The organism is uncultured Virgibacillus sp. (assembly GCF_947495635.1).
Classification (GTDB): domain Bacteria; phylum Bacillota; class Bacilli; order Bacillales; family Amphibacillaceae; genus Virgibacillus; species Virgibacillus salarius.
In genome coordinates this window covers 1-5315 of sequence record NZ_CANMAB010000159.1, presented here as the reverse complement: position 1 = coordinate 5315, position 5315 = coordinate 1, and the positions used below count along the sequence as shown (strand labels likewise).

Annotated in this window: 6 protein-coding genes and 11 tRNA genes; 13 read left to right on the top strand and 4 right to left on the bottom strand. The window is 37.8% G+C overall.

The genetic code is table 11. From position 1 onward, the window contains the following. The 13 genes from Q1A47_RS19885 to Q1A47_RS19825 all read left to right on the top strand — a co-directional run bounded on the left by Q1A47_RS19885 (position 1) and on the right by Q1A47_RS19825 (position 2899). Positions 1-76 (top strand) — tRNA-Val (locus Q1A47_RS19885). A 46-nt stretch (positions 77-122) separates the two neighbouring features. Continuing rightward, positions 123-199 (top strand) — tRNA-Met (locus Q1A47_RS19880). Between the two features lie 32 nt (positions 200-231). Beyond that, positions 232-308 (top strand) — tRNA-Asp (locus Q1A47_RS19875). A 41-nt stretch (positions 309-349) separates the two neighbouring features. Further along, positions 350-425, top strand: a tRNA-Phe gene (locus Q1A47_RS19870). A gap of 19 nt (positions 426-444) precedes the next feature. Then, a tRNA-Tyr gene (locus tag Q1A47_RS19865) sits at positions 445-529 on the top strand. A gap of 18 nt (positions 530-547) precedes the next feature. Beyond that, positions 548-621, top strand: a tRNA-Trp gene (locus tag Q1A47_RS19860). A 13-nt stretch (positions 622-634) separates the two neighbouring features. Continuing rightward, positions 635-710: transfer RNA gene (locus Q1A47_RS19855), tRNA-His, on the top strand. A 17-nt stretch (positions 711-727) separates the two neighbouring features. After that, positions 728-802: transfer RNA gene (locus Q1A47_RS19850), tRNA-Gln, on the top strand. 3 nt (positions 803-805) lie between these two features. Beyond that, positions 806-880: transfer RNA gene (locus Q1A47_RS19845), tRNA-Gly, on the top strand. 9 nt (positions 881-889) lie between these two features. Continuing rightward, positions 890-963 (top strand) — tRNA-Cys (locus Q1A47_RS19840). A gap of 8 nt (positions 964-971) precedes the next feature. Beyond that, a tRNA-Leu gene (locus Q1A47_RS19835) sits at positions 972-1053 on the top strand. 150 nt (positions 1054-1203) lie between these two features. Continuing rightward, positions 1204-2202, top strand: a complete 999-nt coding sequence (locus Q1A47_RS19830) for a tyrosine-type recombinase/integrase (RefSeq protein ID WP_166531028.1) — start codon at positions 1204-1206, stop codon at positions 2200-2202. Between the two features lie 139 nt (positions 2203-2341). Beyond that, positions 2342-2899, top strand: a complete 558-nt coding sequence (locus Q1A47_RS19825) for a hypothetical protein (protein ID WP_166531029.1) — start codon at positions 2342-2344, stop codon at positions 2897-2899. 142 nt (positions 2900-3041) lie between these two features. Here Q1A47_RS19825 and Q1A47_RS19820 read toward each other — a convergent pair whose 3' ends face one another. The 4 genes from Q1A47_RS19820 to Q1A47_RS19805 all read right to left on the bottom strand — a co-directional run bounded on the left by Q1A47_RS19820 (position 3042) and on the right by Q1A47_RS19805 (position 4642). Beyond that, the gene (locus tag Q1A47_RS19820) at positions 3042-3266 is read right to left on the bottom strand and encodes a hypothetical protein (protein ID WP_166531030.1); all 225 of its coding nucleotides are present in this window, start codon (positions 3264-3266) and stop codon (positions 3042-3044) included. Then, on the bottom strand, positions 3256-3663 hold the full coding sequence (locus Q1A47_RS19815) for a hypothetical protein (RefSeq protein ID WP_166531031.1): 408 nt from the start codon (positions 3661-3663) through the stop codon (positions 3256-3258). Before Q1A47_RS19815 ends, Q1A47_RS19820 begins: the two co-directional genes overlap by 11 nt. A 200-nt stretch (positions 3664-3863) precedes the next feature. After that, on the bottom strand, positions 3864-4202 hold the full coding sequence (locus Q1A47_RS19810; RefSeq protein ID WP_166531032.1) for a hypothetical protein: 339 nt from the start codon (positions 4200-4202) through the stop codon (positions 3864-3866). After that, positions 4202-4642, bottom strand: a complete 441-nt coding sequence (locus Q1A47_RS19805) for a hypothetical protein (RefSeq protein WP_166531033.1) — start codon at positions 4640-4642, stop codon at positions 4202-4204. The genes Q1A47_RS19810 and Q1A47_RS19805 overlap by 1 nt, the downstream gene beginning before the upstream one ends. Between the last annotated feature and the right edge of the window lie 673 nt (positions 4643-5315).

Sequence of the window (5315 nt, the reverse complement as noted above, 5' to 3'; positions counted from 1 at the left end):
GGAGGATTAGCTCAGCTGGGAGAGCACTTGCCTTACAAGCAAGGGGTCGCAGGTTCGAGCCCTGCATCCTCCACCATCCATAATGATTTGAAAAACAGAACAAATTTATTACTTCCTTACATCGCGGGGTGGAGCAGTCTGGTAGCTCGTTGGGCTCATAACCCAAAGGTCGCAGGTTCAAATCCTGCCCCCGCAACCAAAATAATTTATTATTGAATAACTCCATTAGTTGGTCCGGTAGTTCAGTTGGTTAGAATGCCTGCCTGTCACGCAGGAGGTCGCGGGTTCGAGTCCCGTCCGGACCGCCACTTTCAAAAGTCTTATAGACTTTAATAGTTTAAAACTGAATGGCTCGGTAGCTCAGTCGGTAGAGCAAGGGACTGAAAATCCCTGTGTCGGCGGTTCGATTCCGTCCCGAGCCACCATTTGTATTTTCTTCTTCTTGGAGGGGTAGCGAAGTGGCTAAACGCGGCGGACTGTAAATCCGCTCCCTCAGGGTTCGGCAGTTCGAATCTGCCCCCCTCCACCATTTTCTAATAGTATAATTAGGGGTATAGTTTAATGGTAAAACGAAGGTCTCCAAAACCTTTGATGTGGGTTCGATTCCTACTACCCCTGCCAATTTTTCTATATGGCGGCCGTGGCGAAGTGGTTAACGCACCGGATTGTGGCTCCGGCACGCGTGGGTTCAATCCCCACCGGTCGCCCCATTTTTAATTTAAATAATTGGGCCATAGCCAAGCGGTAAGGCATCGGGTTTTGATCCCGTGTACCCCAGGTTCGAATCCTGGTGGCCCAGCCATTTGCGGAAGTAGTTCAGTGGTAGAACATCACCTTGCCAAGGTGGGGGTCGCGGGTTCGAATCCCGTCTTCCGCTCCAAGTATATATGGCGGTATAGCCAAGTGGTAAGGCAGAGGTCTGCAAAACCTTTATCACCGGTTCAAATCCGGTTACCGCCTCCAACAATTATGCCGGTGTGGCGGAATTGGCAGACGCGCACGACTCAAAATCGTGTTCCTTCGGGAGTGCCGGTTCGACCCCGGCCACCGGTACTTTATTAACTTAACAGAACACTTGAATTAAGCCTTTTCTGCTTATTTGCAGAAGGGCTTTTTTCTTTGCCTGTTCACATTACTTTTTGCCTTCAAATAATGTGTAATGATAATCATGCACCCTTTAAAATTTGAAAGGATGGATAGGCAATGAGTAGTTTTTCTAACAAGAAAAATAGTAAAAGAAGAAGTAATAATTTGAACGTTCAGGAACTGGACATGATTACAGAAACACCAAAGAAGAAGCACATTCCATTTGGGGAAGCTTTAGAACGCTTCCTAGATGATTGTGAAATTAGAAACCTTAGAAGCCATACCATTAAATTTTATAGGAATGAACTAGGGCACTTTTACAAGATTTTAAAAGAACAGGGAATAGACACTGCACCTAATAACGTAACCAGTGAAATCATTAAAAGAAATATTATTGTATATCTGAAAGAAAAAGAAGCTAGAACGGTATCAATCAATACAAAGTTAAGGGCAATCAGGGCTTTTTTTAACTTCCTATATAATGAAGGGGCAGTTAAGAAGAATCCAGTCAAAGGAATCCAATTATTAAAGGATAGGCAAAAAGCCGTGGCAACCTTCACCAATGAACAACTGGACAAGCTTTTTAAACAACCCGATTTAAGAACCTTTACAGGTGTTAGGGATTACACTATTCTTTCATTACTTCTTGAAACGGGCATACGGGCTAATGAATGTGTTCATATAAGGTTGAAAGACATAAGCCCTTCAAACATACTTATAAGACACACAAAGGGCTATAAGGAACGCTTTGTGCCCATTACAGATAATATGTATAAGTTATTGAAGAAGTATCTTGCAGTACGTGGAACCGTGGAGAATGATTACTTATTCATAACCATTGATGAAACCCCTCTGTCAAAACGACAACTTCAGAACAGAATTACTAAATATGGGAAAGATGCCAAAATAGAAGGGGTAAGATGTTCTGCACACACCTTCAGGCACACCTTTGCAAAATTGAGTGTCAAAGCAGGGGCAGATATATTCACCCTGCAAGCTATCTTAGGACATACTTCTATGGAAATGGTACGGAACTATGTAAATTTATTTAGTGAGGATGTACTAGAAAAGCATAAAAACTTTTCACCACTTAAAAATGTAAAGGGAAGAATATAATTGGAAAGGGTTTGTTTGCCCTTTCTTTTTTTATTTCTCAATGGAATTAAAAAAACTGTTTATAGATAATAAAAAACATTGTAAGATTTATATGGAGTATTCTACCAAATAAATAATTAGTAAAAGAGGATATTATAATATGGATATTAGGGTTATTGTAGAAAGTAGTTCATTATCAATTGTAGATGTGTTTCAGATAGCGGCAGGGATAGGAACAGTTGCGGCGGCAATTTTTGCTTTGATGACCACACTTCAAAATAGAAAAGCTAATAAGTTATTGGAAAATGAAAGGCATATGATGGTTAAACCCTCGTTCAGGGTTCAAAGTACATTTGAACAAAGAGAAGAACGTATTATTGATATAATAGTAGATAATATTGGGTTTAATAGAGTTTTAAACGGTATTAAGTGTGATTGGAGTGGTACAGAAAATGTGAAAACAGTTGTTAAGGAATATTATGAAAGCAGTGGAAATTCAAATAACCACAAATTAAAGATAAGACTTGGTTTTTCGGAATGTAAAGAAAAAGAAGTTATTGGTATATTAACTCTTAGTTATAGTAATATTCTTGGTAAGCTTTATGAAGAATCAATCCAAATGGATATTGAATATAATTTTAACGATATAACAGAAGAATATATACCAATTTTAAAAAGTAAACTAACTGGGGAAGTATTTAAAATAAACGAGAATTAAGTGGCGATATTAAGACCGTTAGAACCCCAAAAATGAGGGGGGGCACCTATGCCCCTTGAAAATATTTTCTTTTCAAATTACGGACATAGGGGGTGTCCGTTTTTAAGCTTAAAATTAACGTATGCCCCTTTTACAATCTTAATTAGCGTGGTCTTCTTGCAAGTCTTATTGCCTTCCTGTCCGTTCCTAAAATCCTTAAATCATGTTTGGACAAGGTGAACTTGTAACTATCCTTATCAAGCATTTCAGGTTCATAACCTGCCTTCTTAATTCTTTCAGCAACTTTACTGGATAACGTTGAAACCGTGGCGGTTTCTTCTTCATCATTGAATAGAATAATAGTTTCCTGTTCAAACTTACTTAGCACTATCACCACTTCCTTTGTTCTGTCTTCGGTGATACCCTAACAGGCTTTTATTATCTTCTTTCCATTCACTTTGTAGGAACAGGTTCCCATAGGTGCAATTTAACGGGTTCCCGTCTATGTTCAATACGTTTTCACCTTCTACTGCCCCTATAATGTGATTCCTTAAATACGTTTTGGAACCGTCTTTTTCTTCCCTGTAAATATCATTTATTTCTTTAGGTGCCTGATAGTGTTCCTTCTTCATTTCAACCTGCCAAAGTGAACCTGCTTTATCAGCAACCACTGGAAGAAAGTCTGCATCTATAACAACCCGTTTATGTTCTTTTTTGTCCTTTGTATAACGTGCTTCAACTTCAATTAAAGCATAATTGCCTTCTACAAAAACTGAATTTCTCATATCTGAATCTTCTCCTTTTTAGATAAACTAAAAATCCTTTTTTAAGGTATAAGGGGCAGGTGGTTAAGCCTAACCCCTAAATATATGATTAAGCCTTTTAATAGGCTTGTACGGTTGTGCAAATCATTTTTGTAAATCTTCAAGACCCCTGACAATCTCACTCATGACATATAAACAGATACCCATGAATGATAGATAAATCATAGGAAATCAGGTCTATTCTTCATGACTCTTTTGAACAGTTTTGTTTGTTCTTCATTTAAAGTAATCAAATGAGTTTGTAACGGCTTAACTTGTTCAGGAACTATTTTTCCTTCCTTCAGTAGTTCTTCAATATAGGCTTCAATTTCTTCAGCCTTCATTTGAAGTTCCATATGTTTAATATCACGCTTCATCTTGTCCACTTCATCAGCTTTTTGTTTGACTTCCATATATGAATCAAACTGTTCTTTGAACTGTTCCGTAAACTGTTCAACCTGTTCAGGTTCAATGTCTGCAAGTTTCTGCTTTAACATTTCATCAAACTGTTTGAAATCCATTATTCAGAACCCCCTTCACGGTAGGAACCATCAGAAAACGTTTTATGATTCTTGTGGGAATCACTATCTTCATGGAAGACTTTTCCTGCATCAATGACTTCCTTTTCTTCAGCTTCCAGTTCTGCAATGGTCTTTTGTTCACTGTAATCTTCTTTTTCTTTAGGCATTGAATAACTCATAATAGAATTGACGTTATAAGTTACCCCGTTATCATCATAGAAAAAGCCTGTTCCCTTTTTCACTGCTTCCTGAAAGCTTTCAGCGTTCAAGCTATCTTTATAAATACGGGTTTTTCCACCGTTCATAAGTTGAATAGTGATATAGTCATCCTGTTCACCTTCAGAATGGCTTTCAATGGTGTCCATGTCTTTCATGGATTCATAGCCTTCCATCAGCTTAATAATTTCCTTATAAGCATCTTCTACACGTTTGTTAGCCATAAAAAAATCACTCCTTTCAAGATAGATATTTCACAACCAAAGTTAAAAGCAGATAGGAGAAGGGGCAGGCAATGTGTGTTCCAGTTCTCACCTACAAGAACGGGAACGCCCCTAAACAAATGCTATTAAGTTATGGTTATGTAAAATATGAATCTCAAAAGAAGTGATTTTATATGTTATATGAATTGAAAAACAAACGGAAATAAATATTATGTATGCCAGTAAGGGAAGGTGGACTTTCTTCCCAAACTGGACTTCACAGGTAACCCTATATTCAGTTTTTATAGAAGACAATTAGCCTTCAAATGTAGTGGCAAGCACCACACTTGCACCACATTGAAATAACAGAATTTCAAAGGAAATCACACCACATTTCAAAGCTAATTTAAAAAAGGTAGAATCAGGAAGGGTTGACCGACCTTCCTAATTCTTTTAACTTGAACCACCAAGTTTTTTGGAAAAGATTACGGAAATGACTTTTCTGTACCACATCAGAAAGGTTCACTTCACATGGATTTGCAAAAAACATTTAAAAAAATGCTAGGAAGATGTTTTACCACCTTCAAACAGTACCCAAACAACGTTATAAGAACGGTAATGTGACCGTCAAGTAAAATGACACAATTTCTGCTTATTAATTTGAAACACTTTACTGCCCAAATATGGTTTTTCG